This is a genomic window from Microbispora sp. NPDC046973 (assembly GCF_040644495.1).
In the GTDB taxonomy this organism is placed as follows: Bacteria; Actinomycetota; Actinomycetes; order Streptosporangiales; family Streptosporangiaceae; genus Microbispora.
Map to the genome: position 1 here is coordinate 74287 of NZ_JBEYWQ010000013.1, position 16242 is coordinate 90528.

Here is a 16242-nt window from a genome sequence, read left to right on the forward strand (position 1 = left end):
AATGAAAGGACCGTTCCGTGGCCATCACCGCCGACACGATCGTCGCTCCGGCACCCGGCGTCGAACCCCGGAGATATCTCAAGGGAATGGTGATCGACCCGGGTATCTCCCTCAACGAGGTGGCCTCTTTCATCTTCAGTCAGTTCGACGGTGAAAGGTCGCTCAAGCAGGTGGCCGAAGCCGTTACCCGCGAATATCAGATAAGCCTCGACGACTGCCTTCCGGACGTGATCGGCACCGCCTCGGAGCTCGTCGAGTTCAACGTCGTGAAAATCGTGTCGCCGTGACGGCCGGCGGCATCGACTATCAGTCTCTCGCCCGTTCGCGCGCGAACGGAATGGTCAACTACATCGCCTTGCTGATCGCGCTCGCGAGGGACACGGGCCGAAGCGCGGAGGACCTGGCCCAGTGGGTTCAGCGGCCGTACGAGGAGCTGGGCCTGTACGCGGAGCTGGCGCGGCTCCCGGCGGAGGAACGGCTCAAGCTCGCGGCCGAGCGCTTCGCCACCGGCCGCCGGCTCCTCTACGACGAGGTCGACGTGACGGAGCTCGCGGACAGGCCGGGGTACCGGATCCGCAGTCTCGTCTGGTACGCCGACCGGCAGCTCGAGACCGCCGCGTTGTTCGGCGTCGCGATCGAGGAGATTCGTTCCTACGCGGCGCTGCTGGCCACGCGGCAGCTCTCGCTGCAGGGCATCCGCGCGGTGGTCACCCCGGCCGGCTCCTACGAGATCGCCGAACTCACGCCGGACGACACGGAAGGGGCGTAGATGAGCGCCCGGACAGGACAGGAAGCCGGGATGCGAACGCCCCGCCCGGCCCGTCTCATCGTGCTGGCGACCTCGGCGGCCGTGATCGCCAGCGTGATGAGCACGTCCATGCTGAACCTCGCCCAGCCGGACCTCGTCCGGACCTTCGGGGTGGGATACGAGTCGCTGCAGTGGCGGCACGTCGTCTTCTGGACCGCCCTGGGGGTCGGCATGCCGACCCTTGGCCGGCTCTGCCGATCCGTACGGCCCCGCACGCTCATCCTCACGGGACTCGCGTTGTTCCTGGTCTCGGCCGTCGGCAGTGCGACCACCCGCACCTTCGGCCTGTGGCTCGGCTGGCAGGCGCTGCAAGGGCTGGCGGACGCGTTCATCGTCCCCGCGCAGTCGGTGATCATCCGCCAGGTCCTGCCCGAGGAACGGCGCGGATGGGCCTTCGGCATCATGGCGTCGGTGATCGCGGCGGCCAACGTCGTGGGCCCGGGGATCGGCGGGCTCATCCTCCAGTTCGGCGCCTGGCCGATGATCTTCTGGTTCATGTGCGCCGTCGGGATCCTAGCGGCGATCGCCTCGCTCGTCCTGATCCCCGCGAGCCCTCCCGAGGGCGGCGGCACCGCGCGGCTCCCGCTGGCCGCGGCCGTGCTGTTCGCCGCGATGGTCGTCGGCGTGCAGGCGCTGCTGATGCCCGGCGAATGGGCGTCCGGCCGCGGGTACGCGTGGCTGTCGGTGCTGGCGGTGGCGACCGCGTGTTTCCGCCTGCTGGAGAGCCGCGCCGCCGACGACCGGCGCTTCGCCCCGCGTTCCCTGTTCCGGCACCGGGACTTCCTGGTCGCGATGGCGCGCGGGTTCGTCGTCTTCACCGCGGTCAACGCCGTCTTCTTCTTCCTGCCCAGCCACCTGCGGGAGTCGGGGCGGCTTCCGGCGGCGCTGGCCGGGTCGCTGCTGCTCGCCTCGGCGATCATCCGGGTGTCGCTCGGCGGGTGGGGCGGACGCCGGTCCGACGCCGACCTGTCCAGGTCCCTGAGCGTGGGAGTCGTGCTGGTCATCGCGGCGATCCTGCTGTTTCTGCCCGGCGGGCCGGGCACGATGCTCTACCTGGCGGTCCCCGCGCTCGTCCTGTCGTCGGTGGGCTCCGTCCTCCTCACGCCCGGCCTCAACAAGCTCGGGATGCGCGCGATGCCGGAGGGCGACACGGGAACCTTCGCCGGGTTCTTTCAGCTCGCCCAGTTCCTCCCGGGCGGGCTGGCGGGAGCGGCCTTCGGGCGGCTCGTCGAGGACGGCCGGACGGGCGGCTTCGACACCGCGGGATATCGATGGGTGCTCGTCATCTCGGCGCTGCTTCTCCTGCTGGCCCTGCTGCTGGCGCGCCGCGCGGAGCGCCGGTCGGATCAGCGGCCCGCCGGAGCGCTCGCGGCACGGCCGTTGGCGGTCCAGGAGGTGGAGTGATGTGCGGCATCGCGGCCGTGTTCGCCATCGGCCGGAGTGTCCTGGACGACGAGGACCGGGCGGCGGCCGACCGGATGATCCGTGCCATGGCGCACCGCGGACCCGACGGCGACCACGCGGCCGACGGCGCGGGGCACGCGCTGCGGTTCGCGCGGCTGGCCGTCTTCGGGCTGGCCGACGGGCGGCAGCCGTTCGCCTCCCCGGACGGCCGGCTGCTCACCATGGTCAACGGGGAGATCTACAACCATGCCGAGCTGCGCGCGCGTGATCCCGGGCGGCCGGTCACCGGCACGTCGGACTGCGCCGTCGTCCACGACCTGTTCCCCGAGCACCGGGAGAAGGTCTTCCCGATGCTGCGGGGGATGTACGCCGCGTGCCTGCTCGACCGGGAGCGTCACGAGCTGCACCTGGTCCGGGACCCCTTCGGCGTCAAGCCCCTCTACTACTCCCGGCTGGGCGACCGGATCCACGTCGCGTCCGAGCTGAAGGGGCTGTTCGCCGGCGGCACCCCGGCCACCCCCGACTGGGGCCGGGCGCTGCGCGACTCCTCGTTCACCATCACCGGCGGCGTCTCCACGCAGACCGACCAGACGTACTTCCTGCACGCGCGCACGGTGCCCGCCGGCGGCGGGGTGACGATCGACCTCCGTACGGGTGAGGAGCGCGCGTGGGAGCACTGGCGGCCCCCGGTCGAGGTCGTCCCCTCGCCGGTCGCGACGAGCGAGCCGGAGGCGTACACGCGTGAGTACCGCCGGCTGTTCGAGCAGGCGGTGCGGCGCTCCTGCATGACGGAGACGCCGATGTCCGTCTTCCTCAGCGGTGGGGTGGACTCCGTCGCCGTGGCCGCGCTGGCGGCCAGGGAACGGGAGCTCACGGCGTGGACCGTGCTCAGCCCGAGCACCGTCGAGAGCGGCGACTTCGCCGCGGCCGTGGACACCTCGCGCAAGCTCGGGATCGACCTGCACTGGGTCGACACCTGCGACGTCGAACGCGGCCTGACCGCGCAGGACTGGCTGTGGGTCCTGCGGTGCGCCGAGACGCCGCTCGCGGGACCCGAGCAGTTCTACAAACTGCTGATGCTGGCGTCGGCCAGGGCCGCCGGGATGGATTTCAAGGCGATACTCACCGGCCAGGGCAGCGACGAGTTCAACGGGGGCTACTCCACGGTCGTCAACCTCGCCGGGGACGGCTCGTGGGCGGGATTCGAGGCGGCGCTCACCTCCCGCGTGCGGCGTTCCCTGCTCGACGCGCTCCCCGGCTCGTACGGCTCGCTGGAGGAGGCCGTGGGCCCCTGCCTGCGCACGGAATGGCTGGCCGAGCGGCTCGGCGGGCGGGCGGGCGATCCCTACGACGGCTACATCCTGGGAAAGGCGGCCGATCTCCAGCGGTTCAACTGCTGGCACGAGGACCGCGTGGCCTCGGCGTACGCCGCGGAAAGCAGGCCGGTCTTCCTCGACGTCGACCTGGTGGAGTTCTCGATCCGCCTCCCGGCCCGCCTGCGCCCGGTTCTCCTCGACGACAAGCGGATACTCCGCGACGCCGTACGCGGCCTCGTGCCGCCCGAGATCGCCGAGCGTAAGAAGGCCCCGTTCTTCTACGCCGCCGACCGCACCGTCGCCCTCGCCATGCTGCGCAACCTGCTGGCCCGGCACGGGGACACCCTGGTCGAGGCGGCGACGGCCGGAGCCGTCTCCGGGACGGTCCTCGACCCGGACGCGCTGCGGTCGGCGATCCGGCACGCCCTCGACCATCCGCTGGGGGCGGGCCTGGAGCAGGTCCTGCGCCTGATCTCCCTCGGCGCCCTGGAGACGGTGCTCGCCTCCCCCGAGGGGCACGCGCGGCCGGCCGGCGGCACGCTCTCGGCCCCCGCGTCGTCCCTGTCCGCCTCCCCCGGCGTGGACGAGGAGACCTCACGGGCCCGGGTGCGGGAGTCACGGCCGCGGATCGGCGCGGACACCGTCGTCGGCCTCCTCGGGGACGTCGTCCTGCTGACCCCCCACGGCCCGGGACAGGACGCGCAGGAGACGCTCCTGATCGCGCGGGCCGGCACGATCGAGTACGAGGTCACGCGGGACGCCGATCCGGCGCTCTTCGACGTGCTGCGCGCTTTGACCGCGCCCCGGACGATCGCCGAACTGGCCGGCTCGACCGGCTTCCCTCAGGAACAGGTCGAGACGGCGGCCGAATCGCTGCTGCGCTACGCACTCGCCGAACTCACAGAAAGCTGAGAGGCCATGAACGACAGCACCGAGGCGCTCGACCTCCTCTTCGAACCGGTCGGCGGCATCGAGAAGTTCCGGCAGGAGTACTGGCCGGACAGGTTCGTCACGGCGGAGGGCTCCCCCGAGCGCCTGGCCGCCCTCACCGGAGGACGGGCCATGACCAGCCTGGAAGACGTGCTCGCGGTGTACGACAACCCGGTCATGGTGGTGGGTGCCTGCGTCGTCGACGCCACCGGCGGGATCACCGACCGATTCCTGGTCCCCCCCGGCGAGGCGCTCGCGTGGTACGAGCAGGGGGCCGCCCTGGAGATGGACTTCGCGCACTTCTTCCTGCCCGGCATGTCCCACCTGGTGTCCGCCGCGCGGAAGTTCTTCGGCCTGCCGGGGGGCACTGTCGCCAAGGGCATCGTCTACGCGGCCAAGCACGGCGGCGGCTTCCCCGTCCACTTCGACGCGTACGTCAACTTCGTCTTCCAGGTGGCCGGCGAGAAGGTGTGGCGGGTCCGGGAGAACGAGAACACCACACTGCCGATCCAGCACTACGACCTGGCCCAGTATCCGTACCTGCCCGAGGGCGTCCAGCGTGTCTGGACCGGTGAGCCGCCCGCCGAAGGGCTGCCCGACGGCCGGGAGGTCGTGCTGCGCCCCGGCTCGATGCTCTTCCTCCCGCGTGGCCTGTGGCACTGCACCGCCTCGGGCGAGGCGACGCTCTCGATCAACATCACGCTCGGGCAGCCGACCTGGCTCGATCTCGTCCAGCACGCCGTCCGGCGCAGTCTGCTCGACCTCGACGAGTGGCGCGAGCTGGTCTGGACGGACGCGGACGGCGAGCTGACTCCCGGCGCCCGCGCCACAGTGGAACGCGCGCTGCGCGAGGCCGGGTCGCGGCTGTCCCGCCTCACCCCGGAGGACCTGCTGCGGGAACGCGACCAGGCGCTCGATCCCTACCAGGAGACCCAGGGCTCGTTCCGCCGCTCCCTCGGGTTCGCGCGCATGCTGAACGCGGTGCCGCCCGCGGCACCGTCTCAGCCGTCACGTCAGAGGAGCAGTTCGAGTTCGAGTTCGTGACGGATCGGGATGCCGTCGGCGTGGGTGGGAATGGAGGGCTTCAGCCCGCGCGCGGCCTCGACCGCGTCGCGGTGGACCGCCACCAGGTCGAACCCGTACCGCTGGTAGAAGCGCAGGGCGTGGGTGTTCTCGTTCGTGGTGATCAGCCAGAGCCGCCTGACGCCCTCGCGCACCGCCTCGGCGCGCACCCCGTCCAGCAGGGCCCGCCCGACACCCCGCCCGGCCTCCACCGCGTCGAGCGTCACGATCTCCCATTCGGCGTCCGACACCGCCCGGTACGTCAGCAGTCCCACGGGCCGCCCCTCCATCTTGGCGAGGAACGCTCGCTGCGCGGATGCGTCGATGAGCTCGCCGTGAACGGCGACGTGGGGGCCGCCCCACGACTCGGCGAGGATGCTCCTGACGGACTCCGCATCCGCGGGCTCCGCTGGACCGACGCTGACGGCTCGCTCGGCGGTGGGCATGCCCGGAGTGTACCGATCAACGCCGGCCGGGTGGTGCGCGCGTCCGCGGCCAGGGGGCGGCGGGCCGTACGATCTCCGGGTGAACCCCCTGAAGGCCGTGTGGAACCACCTGACCGCCACCCAGATCGCGCCCCCGCTCTGGCTGGTCGTCCTGTCCGGGTTCGCCGCTCTCGCCGTCGTCGCCTACCCGGCGTCGTGGCACATCTCCCGCGGCATGATCACGATCGCGCACGAGGGGGGCCACGCGCTGGTCGCGGTGCTGACCCGGCGCAAGCTGCGGGGCATCCGCCTCCACTCGGACACCTCGGGCGTGACGCTCACCCGGGGCAGGCCGACGGGGCCCGGCATGATCGCCACAGCCGCGGCGGGGTACGTCGCGCCCTCCCTGATCGGGCTCGGATCGGCCTGGCTGGTGTCCGGCGGGCGGATCACCATGCTGCTGTGGGCCGTGCTCGCGCTGCTGACGTGCATGCTGCTGATGATCAGGAACTTCTTCGGCGCCGTGTCGCTGCTCGCCGTGGGCGGCGCGGTCTTCGCACTGTCGTGGTTCGCCCCGCCCCACGTCCAGTCGGCCTGCGCGTACGTCGCCGCGTGGTTCCTGCTGCTCGGCGGCGTACGGCCGATCCTGGAGCTGCAGACCAAGCGCCGCCGCGGCCGCGCCCCCGACTCCGACGCCGACCAGCTCGCCCGGCTGACCCGCGTGCCCGGCACGCTCTGGGTGCTGCTGTTCCTGGTCGTCTCCGCCGCCGCGCTCGTCTACGGCGGCTATCTCCTCACCGCCCGCTGGCTGCCTCTCTGAGCTGCCGGCCACCGCGACGGCTTCCCTGCTGCAGGGTCGCGCGAAGGCGATCGAGTCACCTCGCCTGGGACGATGCGGTGGACCTGTTCGAGCGGCGCCGGCTGCCGAGGGGAACGTACGAGAACCTGTACGAGGAGGAGTACATCCGGGTGCCGGGTCCCGCCGTGCCGGCCTCCCGCTCACCACGACCCGCAACGCCAGATCCAGCCGCCGAACTCCAGCCGGCCGTCGCCCTTCTCCTGCCCCGTCAGCCAGCCGACGGCGCGGGGCGGATCGAGCACCTCGACCTTGTTGACCACCTGGTAGTCACCGTGTGGATGGTCGGCGTGATGCATGTCCATCCGGAAGAGCTGCCCCACCTCGGTCAGCGGCGCCTGGTTGACGGCTTCCCGAACCCAGCCGGTGCCGTCGATCGCGGAATGGGTCGTCGGGTCGGCCAGCACCGCGAACACCTTCTCGGCGGGCGCGGCGACAGTCAGGGTGGCGCTCACGTTCTCCTGGTCCACGGTGTGCACGCTCCTCGTCAGCTCGGTCATCTCGGCTCGGTCCTCTCATCTCCGGCTTCCTGCTCCAGACGTGCCTGTCGCGTCCGCAGACCTCCGGGCGCAGTCCGGCCTCTCATCGTGACCACGAACCGGCGCGGCGCCATTCGACACCACCCGGAAAAAATCAGGCGACGTCATCGCCCCGGCCGCCTGCGAGGACGGACGCGAGCGCGGCGGCGGTGATGTTGCGGCCCGAGACCACCGCCACGACCCGTCCGTACGCGGTGACCTTTCCGGCGAGCAGGGCGGCGACCGGCGCCGCTCCCGCCCCCTCGGCCACGTGTCCACGCTCGGCGGCCAGGTAACGCAGTGCGGCGCGGATCTCGTCCTCGGTCACCGTGACCAGTCGATGCACATGTCGCGCGACGAGATCGACGGTGACCGATCCCGGCTCGATGTTCCCGGCCAGTCCGTCGGCGAGGGTCGGGCCGGCCTCGACGGGCACGCGACGGCCCGCGGCGACCGCCGAGGACACGGCGGTGGAGGCCGCGGCCTCCACCCCGACGACACGTACGTCCCCGCGGCCCGCCGCCCACAGCCCCAGTCCGGAGGCGAGCCCTCCGCCGCCGACCGGGCACACCACGGTCAGCGGCCCGTCGAGCTGCTCGTCCAGCTCGTGCCCGATCGTGCCCTGACCCGCGATGACGTACGGATCGTTGTAGGCCGATACGTAATAGCACCCCGGCGCCTCGGCGAGTGCGAGCGCGTGTTCCTCCGCCTCGTCGAAGCTCTCGCCGGTGCACACCAGGTCGACGTTCAGGCGGCGCAGCCGGTCTGTCTTCGCGGCCGAGGCGGTGCGCGCGACCACCACCGTGGCCTGGCGGCCGAGTGCGTTCGCGGCGAAGGCGACGCCGAGCCCGTGGTTGCCGGCCGACGCCGTCACCACACGCGATGCGGGGGCGGCGGCCACGGCGCTGAGCGCGCCGCGGACCTTGAACGACCCCGTGGGCTGCAGGCCCTCCAGCTTCAGCGTGGGGTCGCCGGGCGTGCCCGCGCCCAGGTCCAGCGGGGTGGGGCGCAGGTGGGCCCGGACCACCTGCCTTGCGTTCTCCAGGTCGTCACGCCGGGGGATGACGACGTCTCGTACCGATCGGTTCTGGCCCATGTGCCGATCATGTGCGCGGTCCGCTCATCGCCGCAGCCCGCTAGGTCCTTTACATCGTAGATTCGTCCGCTGTGTCGCGGATGAGGGCGATGTCGTCGGGGTCGGCCGACCGGCCGCTTTCGGCGGCGGCCTGGGCCACGAGAAGCTCGCCGGTGTGGGCCACGTGGGCGCGCATCGCCGCGGCGGCGGCGTCCGGGTCGCCCCCGAGGACGGCGGCGAGGATCGGCTCGTGCTCCGCGGCGACGTCCGCCAGCGAGCGGGAGCGGTCGACGGTGGAGGCGCCCAGCGTCGCCGTGGCGTCCCTGAGCCCGGCGACGACCTCGGCGAGGCGCCGGTTGGCCCCCGCGGCCAGGATCGCGTCGTGGAAGGCCCGGTCGTGCCGCATGAAGCACGGCTCGTCGTGGTCGGCCGCCGCGGCGCGCATGGCCTCCAGCTCCTCGCGCAGCGTGCGGGCCAGGCCGGAACCGGCGTGGCGGGCCGCCCTCCTGGTCGCCGGCACCTCGAGCAGCAGCCGCAGGTGGAAGACCTCGGCGATCTCCCGGGGATCGCGGCGCAGCACGCGGAAACCCCGGCTCCGCTCGAACCGCACCAGGCCGGCCTCCGCCAGCCGGAGCATCGCCTCGCGTACGGGGGTGCGGGAGACGTCGAGCTGCTCGGCCAGCCGGTACACCGAATAGAGCTCTCCGGGCCGCAGCTCCCCCGAGTGGATGGCCTCCCTGACCGCCTCGATGACCTGCTCGGTGAGACTGGACGTGCCGGCGACCGCTCGCACCGTCTGACCACCCTCCGGAGGGTCGGGCCCGCCCGCGTACGGCGGCGCATTGACATGCAGCATGCTACATGTCAGGTTGCCCATCGGATATCCCGCGCGTAGGCCCCCGGACTGTGTGCCCTCATGACCCTCTCGAGTGAAAGGCCCAGCGATCTTGATCGTCCCGAGCAATCCCGAGTCCGTCTTCACCTACGGCGCGCCGGCCCTGAAGTTCGGCCTCGGCGCGTCCGCCGAGATCGGCTTCGACCTCGGGCAGTACGGCGTGCGCCGCGTGCTGGTGGTGACCGACGCGGGCGTGGCGGCGACGGGCGCTCCGGCGCGGATCGCCGAGCAGATCGCCGGTTTCGGCATACACGCGGAGGTGTACGACGGCGTACACGTCGAGCCCACCGACGAGAGCGTGCTCGCGGCGATCGGGCACGCCCGTGCGAGCGGCCCGTGGGACGCCTTCGTGGCGGTCGGCGGCGGGTCGAGCATCGACACGGCCAAGGCCGTCAACCTGCTGACGACGAACCCGGGCGAGCTGATGGACTACGTCAACGCGCCGATCGGCGCCGGGCGCGCCCCCTCTGTTCCGCTCAAGCCGCTGGTCGCGGTGCCCACGACCACGGGCACCGGCTCGGAGAGCACCACGATCTGCGTGCTCGACGTGCTCGGCCTGAAGGTCAAGACGGGGATCAGCCACGCCCGCCTCCGTCCCGTGCTGGCCGTCGTCGACCCGGACCTCACGATGACGCAGCCTCCCGAGGTGACCGCCGCGGCGGGAATGGACATCCTCTGTCACGCCCTGGAGAGCTACACCGCCCGGCCGTACACCTCCTACGAGCGCAGGCGGCCGGAGGAGCGCGTGCCCTACTGCGGGTCGAACCCGGTGGCGGACATGTGGTCGGAGCAGGCGATCCGGCTGCTCGCGGGCTCGTTCCGCACCGCCGTACAACACGGCGACGACGCGGACGCGAGGGGCGCGATGGCGCTGGCGGCGACGTTCGCGGGGCTCGGGTTCGGCAACGCGGGCGTGCACATCCCGCACGCCAACGCCTATCCGATCGCGGGCCGGGTGAAGGACTTCCACCCGCGCGGCTATCCCGGCGGCGAGCCGATGGTGCCGCACGGCATGGCCGTGGCGCTGACCGCTCCGGAGGCGTTCCGGTTCACCTATGAGGCGGACCCGGCGCGGCACCTGCGCGCGGCCGAGCTGCTCGATCCCTCGGCGGCGAAGCCGGACGAGCCGGCGGAGTTCCTGCCCGGCGTGCTGACCGCGCTCATGCGCGACATCGGCATCCCGAACGGCATCGGCGGCGTGGGATACGCGGAGGCCGACGTACCGGCGCTGGTGGAGGGGGCCATGAAGCAGCAGCGCCTGCTCACCACCTCCCCCAGGCCGGTGCGGGAGGAGGACCTCGCCGGCATCCTGACCCGTTCGCTCGCCCTCTGGTGAGCCCGGCGCGTCCGGCCCTCTCCCTCACCCGCCGCTCCGGCGGGTCCTCGGCGGTGACCGGCGCTCAGCAGTGCTTGCTCAGCGACATGCGCTCGATCAGGGGGTACAAGCTGGGGTCGAAGCGGCCCTCGGCCAGCCACCGATACTTCCGCGGGTAGGCGAGGGGCAGGTTCTTGACGAACTTGGTGCTGGTGCTGCCGGGTACGTGGATGTCGGCGAGCAGTGCGCCGTTCTCGTCCTTGAGATGCGCCCACATCAGCCAGGCGTCGTCGCCTGACAGACTGGTGAGCGTAGCGTCGAAACGGGCCGTGCCGTCCGGATAGAGGGTCCACGTCGGGGCCGTCCAGCCGGCGCCGCCACTGTACATCTGGCATTCGCCCGCGATCGAGCCGTTCTTCCAGGTGAACGTCTTGTAGGCGGGGGACGCGCCGGCCGGGCCGGCGGGGAGCGCCAGACCGAGGGCGAGGGCGCCCACGGTTACAGCCATGACCGTGCTCCTGCGGATGCTCTTCATCACGTCTCACCTCTCGTCGGCGGCTGTGCCGCCCGGGCTGTCAGGCGGAGCCCCGTGGTGGGTTCCGCGGGCCTCGCACGCCATTGATAGGGCCGGGCGGTTGCAGAGTGCTTGACCTTCTCTTACCGGTGACCGCTCCTGCCCCTGACCCGGGCCGTCGGACTGCAGGAGCGCGGGCGGGGAGGTCAGCCGGCGGGTTGCGGTCCTCGAGATGAGGGCGTCGTGCCGGTTGTGCGCCTCACGGCCGACGGCAGGCGGGACCGCCGGAACCGATGGGAGAGGCGCGGAAGGTCAGCGGTGCGACAGGGTGGAGCCGGAGCGGCCCTTGACCACGCGCAGCTGCGCGGGGATGCGCACCCGAAGCTCGGCGACGTGGCTGACCACCCCGACGGCCCGGCCACCCTCGCGCAGACCGTCGAGGATGTCGAGCACATCGTCGAGCGTCTCGTCGTCGAGCGTGCCGAAGCCCTCGTCCACGAAGAGGCTGCCGATCTCCGCGCCGCCCGCCTCGGCGGTCACCACGTCGGCCAGGCCCAGCGCCAGGGCGAGCGAGGTGATGAAGCTCTCGCCGCCCGAGAGCGTGGCCGGGTCGCGTTCCACGCCGGTCCAGGCGTCGAGCACCCGCAGACCCAGCCCGCCGCCCGACCGGCCCCGGTCGCCCGCGGACCGGCTCAGGTCGTGCCGCAGCAGGTAGCGCCCGCTCGACATGCGGTCGAGGCGCTCGTTCGCCGCGTCGACGACCTGGCGGAGGCGCTCGCCCAGCACGTACGCCGACAACCTCATGTGCCACCGGTTGTCGCCGGACGTGCCGGTCGCCAGCTCGGCGAGCCGGCGCGCAAGGCGGTGCCGCTCCTCGGCCGGCCGGTAGGCGCGCAGCGCGGCGTCCAGCTCGCCGGCGAGCCCTGTGAGCTGGTCGAGCCTGCCCCTCGCCCGGTCGCGCGCCGAGGCGCGGGCGGTGTGGTCCCGTTCGGCCCGCTCGTGGCCGGCTTCCAGCTCCGGCAGGTCCGCGGCGGGCCGGGCCGCCGCCGCGACCAGTTCGGGGTCGGCGAGCAGTCCCTCGACCGTGGCCCGCTCGGCGTCCAGGTGTCCCAGGCGCTCGGACATCGCCTCCCGGTCCTCCGGCGTGCGCACGGCGGCCGTCGCGTGCTCCACGCTCGCGAACCCCTCGCCGGTGGCCGCCCTGGACGCCTCGGCCAGCGCCGTCTCGCTCTCGCGGTCCGCGGCCGCCGCCTCGGCCGCCGCCTCGGCGGCCTCCCTCAGCAGGTCCGCCTCCTCACGCAGCCGGTCGAGCCGCGCGGCGAGCGAGGGGTCCTCGCCCCGGGCGGCGTCGATCACCTCGGCCAGCCTGCGCTCGTCGGCCTCCAGCCTGTCCCGGTGCGCGCGCGCCTCGGCGAGCGCCGCACCGGTGCGCGCGGCCCGCGCGCCCAGCTCATCCAGCTCGGCCGCGAGCCGGGCGGCGCGGGCGCTCAGTTCCTCCTCGGCCGCGGCCAGGGAGCGGGCGCGTTCCAGGTCCGCCTCCGCCGTCGCGAGGTCGCCCTCCAGGGCGGCGGCGAGCCGCTCGCCCTCCGCGAGCAGGGCGTCCCGCCTGGTCCTGGTCTCGGTCAGCAGCCCGGTCAGCTCCGCCGCCCGGTCGCGGGCCGACTCCAGCTCCGCCGCGAGCCGCCCGGCCTCCGCCTCGGCCGCCGCGATCGCCGTCTCGGCCGCCTGCAGCCGCGCCAGCTCCTCACGGGCGTCCGCGAGGGCGGCGGACGCGTCCACCTGGGACAGGTCCGCGGCGCGTGCCGTCGCGTCGCCGAGCCGCGACGACAGGGCGGCGACGGTCGTCTCCGCCTCTTCGCGGGCCCGCTGCGCGGTCTCGAACGCCTCCTGCGCCTCCTGCTCGTCGTCCGCGGTCGCGGCCCGTCCGGCGGGTGCGGCGGGACGGGGGTGCTCGGTGGCGCCGCAGACGGCGCAGGGCGCCCCGGCCACGAGCCCGGCCGCCAGTTCTGCGGCCATGCCGTCGATCCTGGCCTGCCGGACCTCCTGGAGCCGGTCGCGACGCTCCTGGGCCAGGTCGACGGCCGCACGCCGGTCGTGCTCGGCCACCTCAAGCTCGGCGGTCAGGGCGTCGCGCAACCGCGCGGCCTCCAGCCGCTCCCCCGCCATCTGGGCGGCGGCCTCCAGCGCGGGGACGCGCGCGGCCATGTCGCGTAGGCCCCTGAGCCGCTCCTCGGCGCCGCCCAGCAGCTCCGGCAGCTCGGCCTGCGCGGCCAGTGCCCGCGCCTCGTCCTCGGCGAGCCGCGCCAGGTCGGCGTCCAGCAGCGCGGCCTGCCCGGTGACCTCCCGCAGCCGGAGCGCGGCGTCCCTGGCGGCCGTCAGGCCCGGCAGGCTCGCCGCCGCCGTACGTGCCCGGGCGAGCCGTTCATCGACGTCGAGCCGCTCGGCGGGCAGGGCCGCCAGCCGCCGCGTCAGCTCCGACTCCTCCCGGGCCAGCTCCGCCAGCCCGCGTTCGGCGTCCGCGCGCTCGCTTCGCACCTGCCGCAGGCGCGCCTCCTCCGGGAGGATCTGGCGCACCCGGGCGACCTCGTCGCGGCGCTCCCGCTCCAGCACGGCCAGCCGCTCCGGATCCGGCCGCTCGGTGTCCATCCGCTCGGTGTCCATCCGCTCGGTGTCCATCCGCTCGGTGTCCGGCCCGTGCGGGCCGGACCCGGCGACGCCCTCGGCTCCCGGCCACACGACGCCCGGGCGCGTGACACCGGGCCGCGTGACACCGGGGCGCGTGACACCCGGCCGCTCCGCGCCCGGCTCCCCGTCGGGCCCCGGCCCGAGGCCGGGAAGCGCGCGGAGCACGGCGTCGGCGGCCACCCGCCTCGCCTTGGCGGCGGCCTCCGCCCGCTGGGCGGCCTGCCGGATCAGCGGCGCCACCCGGTCGGCCCGCGCGGCCTCGTCGAGCATCGCCTCCAGGTCCGACCGCTCGTCCGCCGCCGCGTCGAGTTCCTGCCGCCGGGCGAGGGCGGCGGCGTGCCTGCGCTGCCGGTCGGCCAGGGCCCGGCCCTCCTCCAGCCGGGCGCGCGCCGACAACAGCGCCTCCTGGCTCGCCGCGCCGGCCGCGACCGCGCCGGCGAGCGCGCCGCGGGCGAGGTCGAGCACCTCCTCCGCCCAGGCGGCCGGGTCGTCGGCGTCCTCGGGCAGCGGCAGGCCGTCGCCCGCCGCACCGCGCATGCGATCGAGCACCGACTCGACCCGCTGGCCCAGCTCCTGCGCCTCCCGCCACGTGCGCGTGCGGTGGTCGGCCAGCCACCGCTCCACGTCGCTGAACACGCGCACCGAGAAGAGCCGCTCCAGCAGCTCCCGCCGCTCCTCGCCGCCGGCCCGCAGGAACTTCGCGAACTCGCCCTGCGGCAGCATCGCGACCTGGCAGAACTGGGCCGCGGTCATGCCCGTCAGCGTGTTCACGAAGTCGCCGGCCTCGTCGCTGCGGGTGCTGCGGACGATCCACTGCCCGCCGGGCTCGGTCAGCTCCTCGATCCGGGCCTTGGCCTTCTCCTCGACCTGGCCGGAACCCCGCAGCTTCGGCCGCATCCAGGCGGGCGAACGGGTGATCCGCAGCCGCCTGCCCCGGATCGTCAGCTCCAGCGTGACCGACGGCCCGCGGTCGGGCGGCGCGTGGTCGCAGCGCAGGCTCCTGGCGCTCTCCCGCTGGCCCGGCACCCTGCCGTACAGGGCGTAGCAGACGGCGTCGAGCACGGTCGTCTTGCCGGCGCCGGTCGGCCCGTGGATCAGGAACAGGCCCGCCTCGCCGAGCGCGTCGAAGTCGACCTCCTCCGTCCCGGGGAACGACCCGAAGGCGACCAGGCGCAGCCGATGCAGCCTCACCGGACCTCCTCACTCGTCCAGGTCCGGGCGGTCCGCCGGCGCCCACCGATTCGCCCGATTCGCTCGCTCATGCGCTCTCCTTGATGCGGCACGCCTCGACCGCCTCCTGCAGCAGGCGCCGTTCGTCGTCGTCCGCGGGCTCACCGCGGACCTCGCGGACGAAGTCGAGCGCCACCTCGATCTCGGCCCGGCCGGCGATCCTCGCCCGGCCCGCCGGTCCCTCCGCCACGCCGTCCGGCTGGAAGGCGAGCGCCAGCGTGTGCGGGAAGCGCCGGCGCAGGCGCTCCATGGCCTCGCGGGGTCGCACCGGATCGGTCAGCGTCACCTGTAGCCAGTGGTCCTCGTACCGCTCGAAGCGGCCGTCGGTCAGCAGGTCGTCGATGCGGCCCCGCACCGTGCTCACCGGCCGGGGCACCGGGGCGGGGACGAACTCCGTCCGGCCGGTGCCGAGGTCGGCCAGCCAGGAACCCTTGGTGTGGCCGGCCTCGGAGAAGGAGTAGGCGATCGGCGAGCCGCTGTAGCGGACCGTCTCGCTCATCACCTGACGGCCGTGCAGGTGCCCCAGCGCGGCGTAGTCGACCCCGGAGAACGCGCTCAACGGCACGTGCGCGACCCCGCCGACGCTGATGTCCCGCTCGCTGTCGCTGGCCTGTCCCCCGGTGACGAACGCGTGGGCGAGCACGACCTTGCGCGCCGCAGGATGCGCCCGCACCCGGTCCATCGCGTACGTGACGGCGGCGGTGTGGCTGCGCTCGGCCAGCTCCCACGGCCCCCTGACCAGCTCGGGCTCGAGGTAGGGGATGCCGAAGAACGCCACCTCGCCGATCACGACCGGTTCCCAGGCCCGTGCGGGGTCGGTGCGCAGATGCACCCGCTCCATGAGGTCGGCGCCGAAGCCCAGCCGTACGGCGGAGTCGTGGTTGCCGCTGATCAGCACGGTGTGCACGCCGAGGGCCTTGAGCCTGGCCAGCGCCTCGTTGCACAGCGCGACCGCGTCGACCGGAGGCAGGGCGCGGTCGTACACGTCGCCGGAGACCACCACGACGTCCACGTGCTCGGCACGCACGGTCTCGACCAGGTGGTCGACGAACGCGGCCTGGGCGCCGAGCAGGCTCTCGCGGTGGAACGACCGGCCGAGGTGCCAGTCGGAGCTGTGCAGGACACGCATGTCGCAGGAAGCTAACAGGTCCCGCCGACAAACGCGGCCACAACCGCCCCTCTGGTGCATGCCGCAAAGGAGGAGTAATG

The 16242-nt window shown here is 73.5% G+C and carries 14 protein-coding genes; 7 read left to right on the top strand and 7 right to left on the bottom strand.

Annotated elements, in window-relative coordinates; translation table 11 throughout:
* The first annotated feature begins 17 nt into the window (after positions 1-17).
* The 5 genes from ABZ860_RS23620 to ABZ860_RS23640 are packed head-to-tail and all read left to right on the top strand — an operon-like array spanning position 18 to position 5502.
* Positions 18-287, top strand: coding sequence for a PqqD family protein (locus ABZ860_RS23620; RefSeq protein ID WP_357223729.1), 270 nt, complete (start codon positions 18-20; stop codon positions 285-287).
* Entirely contained in the window at positions 284-769 is a 486-nt protein-coding gene (locus ABZ860_RS23625; protein ID WP_357223732.1) for a hypothetical protein, read from the top strand. The genes ABZ860_RS23620 and ABZ860_RS23625 overlap by 4 nt, the downstream gene beginning before the upstream one ends.
* Positions 770-799: 30 nt before the next feature.
* Positions 800-2212, top strand: a complete 1413-nt coding sequence (locus ABZ860_RS23630; protein WP_357223734.1) for an MFS transporter — start codon at positions 800-802, stop codon at positions 2210-2212.
* Positions 2212-4440, top strand: coding sequence for an asparagine synthase (glutamine-hydrolyzing) (gene asnB / locus ABZ860_RS23635; protein ID WP_357223737.1), 2229 nt, complete (start codon positions 2212-2214; stop codon positions 4438-4440). The genes ABZ860_RS23630 and asnB overlap by 1 nt, the downstream gene beginning before the upstream one ends.
* 6 nt (positions 4441-4446) lie before the next feature.
* A complete protein-coding gene (locus ABZ860_RS23640; protein WP_357223740.1) occupies positions 4447-5502 on the top strand; it encodes a cupin domain-containing protein in 1056 nt (351 codons plus the stop codon).
* On the opposite strand, the gene ABZ860_RS23645 is transcribed toward ABZ860_RS23640, so the two are convergent.
* Positions 5472-5966 (bottom strand): GNAT family N-acetyltransferase, encoded by a 495-nt coding sequence (locus ABZ860_RS23645; RefSeq protein ID WP_357223743.1) that lies wholly within the window; start codon positions 5964-5966, stop codon positions 5472-5474. The genes ABZ860_RS23640 and ABZ860_RS23645 overlap by 31 nt on opposite strands.
* Before the next feature lie 79 nt (positions 5967-6045).
* Here ABZ860_RS23645 and ABZ860_RS23650 point away from each other — a divergent pair, with 79 nt between their 5' ends.
* Positions 6046-6765: a M50 family metallopeptidase gene (locus ABZ860_RS23650; RefSeq protein ID WP_357223746.1), complete on the top strand. Its 720-nt coding sequence runs from the start codon at positions 6046-6048 to the stop codon at positions 6763-6765.
* Between the two features lie 179 nt (positions 6766-6944).
* On the opposite strand, the gene ABZ860_RS23655 is transcribed toward ABZ860_RS23650, so the two are convergent.
* From ABZ860_RS23655 to ABZ860_RS23665, 3 genes are all read right to left on the bottom strand, one after another.
* Positions 6945-7301, bottom strand: a complete 357-nt coding sequence (locus ABZ860_RS23655; protein WP_357223749.1) for a hypothetical protein — start codon at positions 7299-7301, stop codon at positions 6945-6947.
* Positions 7302-7434: 133 nt separating this feature from the next.
* Positions 7435-8415, bottom strand: a complete 981-nt coding sequence (locus ABZ860_RS23660) for a pyridoxal-phosphate dependent enzyme (RefSeq protein WP_357223752.1) — start codon at positions 8413-8415, stop codon at positions 7435-7437.
* 49 nt (positions 8416-8464) lie between these two features.
* On the bottom strand, positions 8465-9250 hold the full coding sequence (locus ABZ860_RS23665) for a GntR family transcriptional regulator (RefSeq protein WP_357223755.1): 786 nt from the start codon (positions 9248-9250) through the stop codon (positions 8465-8467).
* Between the two features lie 91 nt (positions 9251-9341).
* Between ABZ860_RS23665 and ABZ860_RS23670 the strand changes: the two genes are divergently transcribed.
* Positions 9342-10625, top strand: coding sequence for a hydroxyacid-oxoacid transhydrogenase (locus ABZ860_RS23670; RefSeq protein ID WP_357223758.1), 1284 nt, complete (start codon positions 9342-9344; stop codon positions 10623-10625).
* Between the two features lie 64 nt (positions 10626-10689).
* Here ABZ860_RS23670 and ABZ860_RS23675 read toward each other — a convergent pair whose 3' ends face one another.
* The 3 genes from ABZ860_RS23675 to ABZ860_RS23685 all read right to left on the bottom strand — a co-directional run bounded on the left by ABZ860_RS23675 (position 10690) and on the right by ABZ860_RS23685 (position 16162).
* Positions 10690-11112: a DUF6294 family protein gene (locus tag ABZ860_RS23675; RefSeq protein WP_357223761.1), complete on the bottom strand. Its 423-nt coding sequence runs from the start codon at positions 11110-11112 to the stop codon at positions 10690-10692.
* 318 nt (positions 11113-11430) lie between these two features.
* Positions 11431-14994, bottom strand: coding sequence for an SMC family ATPase (locus ABZ860_RS23680; protein ID WP_357223763.1), 3564 nt, complete (start codon positions 14992-14994; stop codon positions 11431-11433).
* 67 nt (positions 14995-15061) lie between these two features.
* Positions 15062-16162, bottom strand: coding sequence for an exonuclease SbcCD subunit D (locus ABZ860_RS23685; protein ID WP_357223766.1), 1101 nt, complete (start codon positions 16160-16162; stop codon positions 15062-15064).
* Positions 16163-16242: the final 80 nt, after the last annotated feature.

Bases quoted from the DNA above. Each gene is read 5' to 3' on its own strand.
- ABZ860_RS23630 (WP_357223734.1), top strand. From the start codon at position 800: ATGCGAACGCCCCGCCCGGCCCGTCTCATCGTGCTGGCGACCTCGGCG.
- asnB (WP_357223737.1), top strand. From the start codon at position 2,212: ATGTGCGGCATCGCGGCCGTGTTCGCCATCGGCCGGAGTGTCCTGGAC.
- ABZ860_RS23640 (WP_357223740.1), top strand. From the start codon at position 4,447: ATGAACGACAGCACCGAGGCGCTCGACCTCCTCTTCGAACCGGTCGGC.
- ABZ860_RS23645 (WP_357223743.1), bottom strand. From the start codon at position 5,966: ATGCCCACCGCCGAGCGAGCCGTCAGCGTCGGTCCAGCGGAGCCCGCG.
- ABZ860_RS23655 (WP_357223749.1), bottom strand. From the start codon at position 7,301: ATGACCGAGCTGACGAGGAGCGTGCACACCGTGGACCAGGAGAACGTG.
- ABZ860_RS23660 (WP_357223752.1), bottom strand. From the start codon at position 8,415: ATGGGCCAGAACCGATCGGTACGAGACGTCGTCATCCCCCGGCGTGAC.
- ABZ860_RS23665 (WP_357223755.1), bottom strand. From the start codon at position 9,250: ATGCTGCATGTCAATGCGCCGCCGTACGCGGGCGGGCCCGACCCTCCG.
- ABZ860_RS23675 (WP_357223761.1), bottom strand. From the start codon at position 11,112: ATGGCTGTAACCGTGGGCGCCCTCGCCCTCGGTCTGGCGCTCCCCGCC.
- ABZ860_RS23685 (WP_357223766.1), bottom strand. From the start codon at position 16,162: ATGCGTGTCCTGCACAGCTCCGACTGGCACCTCGGCCGGTCGTTCCAC.